This is a genomic window from Sandarakinorhabdus sp., from assembly GCF_031422795.1.
GTDB lineage: Bacteria > Pseudomonadota > Alphaproteobacteria > Sphingomonadales > Sphingomonadaceae > Sandarakinorhabdus.
In genome coordinates, this window is the sequence record NZ_JANPML010000204.1 from 1 (window position 1) to 2,599 (window position 2,599).

The 2,599-nt window shown below is 62.4% G+C and carries 2 protein-coding genes; both read left to right on the forward strand.

What is annotated here, in order from left to right; translation table 11 throughout:
* On the forward strand, positions 1-2,148 hold a 2,148-nt coding region (gene acnA / locus RMO81_RS07760), incomplete at its 5' end, for an aconitate hydratase AcnA (protein WP_310475255.1).
* Positions 2,145-2,390, forward strand: coding sequence for a CBU_0592 family membrane protein (locus RMO81_RS07765; protein WP_310475257.1), 246 nt, complete (start codon positions 2,145-2,147; stop codon positions 2,388-2,390). The genes acnA and RMO81_RS07765, both read left to right, overlap by 4 nt.
* Positions 2,391-2,599 lie beyond the last annotated feature (209 nt).

The following is a 2,599-nucleotide window of genomic DNA, read 5'->3' on the forward strand; positions in this document are numbered from 1 at the left end:
GGCATCTGCCACCAGGTCAATCTGGAATATCTCGCCAAAACCGTCTGGAGCAGCGAAGACGCCTCGGGCGCGACCGTCGCCTATCCGGATACCTGCGTCGGCACCGACAGCCACACCACCATGATCAACGGCCTGGGCGTGCTGGGCTGGGGCGTTGGCGGTATCGAAGCCGAAGCCGCAATGCTGGGCCAGCCGGTTTCCATGCTGATCCCCGAAGTCGTCGGCTTCAAGCTGGTCGGCAATCTGGCCGAAGGCGTGACCGCCACCGATCTGGTGCTCACCGCCACCCAGATGCTGCGCAAAAAGGGCGTCGTTGGGCGCTTTGTGGAATATTTTGGCCCCGGCCTCGATGCACTCACGCTGGCTGATCGCGCCACGCTGGCCAACATGGCGCCGGAATATGGCGCCACCTGCGGCTTCTTCCCGGTCGATACCAAGACCATCGATTATCTGGTGCTGTCCGGCCGCACGGCTGAAAATGTCGCGCTGGTCGAAGCCTATGCACGCGCGCAGGGCCTGTGGCGCGATGCCGATACGCCCGATCCGGTGTTCACCGACACGCTGGAGCTTGATCTGGGCAGCGTCATGCCCAGCCTCGCCGGCCCGCGCCGCCCGCAGGACAAGGTGCTGCTCTCCGACGCCAAGCCGGCCTATGAAAAGGAACTGGCTGGCAGCTACGGCAAGGCCGAACATATGGCGCAGCGGGTGCCGGTGGCCGGCGCCAGTTATGATATCGGCCACGGCGATGTCGTGCTGGCCGCCATCACCAGCTGCACCAACACCTCCAACCCCGCCGTGCTCGTCGCTGCCGGCCTCGTCGCCCGCAAAGCGCGCGCGCTTGGCCTGAAAAACCAGCCCTGGGTGAAGACCAGCTTTGCCCCGGGCTCCAAGGTCGTCACCGATTATTTCGACAAGTCTGGCCTGACGGCAGACATGGATGCGCTGGGCTTCAACCTGGTTGGCTATGGCTGCACCACCTGCATCGGCAACTCCGGCCCGCTGCCAGAGCCGATCTCCGAGGCCATCAACGCCAACGATATCGTGGCCTGCTCGGTATTGTCGGGCAACCGCAACTTCGAAGGCCGCGTCTCGCCGGATGTAAAGGCCAATTATCTCGCCTCGCCGCCGCTGGTCGTCGCCTATGCGCTGGCCGGCACGATGCGCAAGGATCTGACCAAGGAACCGATCGGTGAAGGCACCAACGGCCCGGTCTATCTGAAGGACATCTGGCCCACCAACGCCGAAGTCGCCGGCATGGTGATGGCCAATGTCACGCCGGAAATGTTTGCCGCGCGCTATGCCAATGTGTTCGATGGCGATGAACGCTGGCAGGCCATCAAGGTTGAAGGCGGCGCCACCTACCGCTGGAACCCGGCGTCCACCTATGTGCAGAACCCGCCCTATTTCGACGGCATGACGATGACGCCCGCCCCGGTGGCCGACATCATCGCCGCCCGCGCCCTGGCCGTGTTTGGTGATAGCATCACCACCGATCACATCAGCCCGGCCGGCAGCATCAAGGAATCGAGCCCCGCCGGCCGCTACCTGACCGAACGCCAGGTGACCAAGGCAGAATTCAACAGCTATGGCGCCCGCCGCGGCAACCACCAAGTGATGATGCGCGGCACCTTTGCCAACATCCGCATCCGCAACGAAATGGTGCCGGGCGTGGAAGGCGGCGTGACCCGTCACTTGCCCACAGGCCAGCAGCACGCCATCTATGATGCCGCCATGGCCTACAAGGCCGACGGCACGCCGCTGGTGGTCGTCGCCGGCAAGGAATATGGCACCGGCTCCAGCCGCGATTGGGCGGCCAAGGGCACCACGCTGCTGGGCGTGCGCGCTGTCATCGCCGAAAGCTTTGAACGTATCCACCGGTCCAACCTGGTCGGCATGGGCGTGCTGGCGCTGGAATTCGCCGCTGGCAGCGACCGCAAGTCGATTGGCCTCACCGGTGAAGAAGTGTTCGAAATCACCGGCCTCGCCAATCTCAAACCGCGCCAGATGCTCACCGTGGCCTTCACCCGCCCGGATGGTTCGACCGGCAGTTTTGAAACCCTGTGCCGGATCGATACCGAGCAGGAGCTGGCCTATTATTACGCCGGCGGCATCCTGCCCTACGTGCTGCGCAACCTCGCGTCTGCATGAACGGGCAAACGCTTGCCATCGAGGCGGCGGGCTGGATCGGGGCGGTTCTGGTGCTGGCAGCCTATGCGCTGGCCAGCGCCGGCCGGCTTGATGGCAAGTCGCCGATCTTCCAATGGCTGAATTTGGTGGGTGCGGTTGGCTTCGTGGTCAACACCGCATACCACGGCGCCATTCCGTCGATGGTGCTCAACATCATCTGGTGCGGCATCGCCATGCTCACGCTGGTGCGCAACCGCGCCTGAAATCTTCATAAAACATCATTTTGCGCACTCAGGAGGCACAGCAGAACGGATCTGAGTGGGATTGCGGCAAAACAGCCTGTTCGGGTGAAACATGGTTATTTTTCACTTGCCTTTGAATGACAGTCAAATATATTTTGAGTGTTAGTTGCTTTGTTTTGGGGGCTTTTAATGATTCGTTTACTTTCTGTTGTTGTGCTCACCGCCACGAT

Coding starts and splice junctions, on each gene's coding strand:
- RMO81_RS07765 (WP_310475257.1), top strand. CDS start 2,145: ATGAACGGGCAAACGCTTGCCATCGAGGCGGCGGGCTGGATCGGGGCG.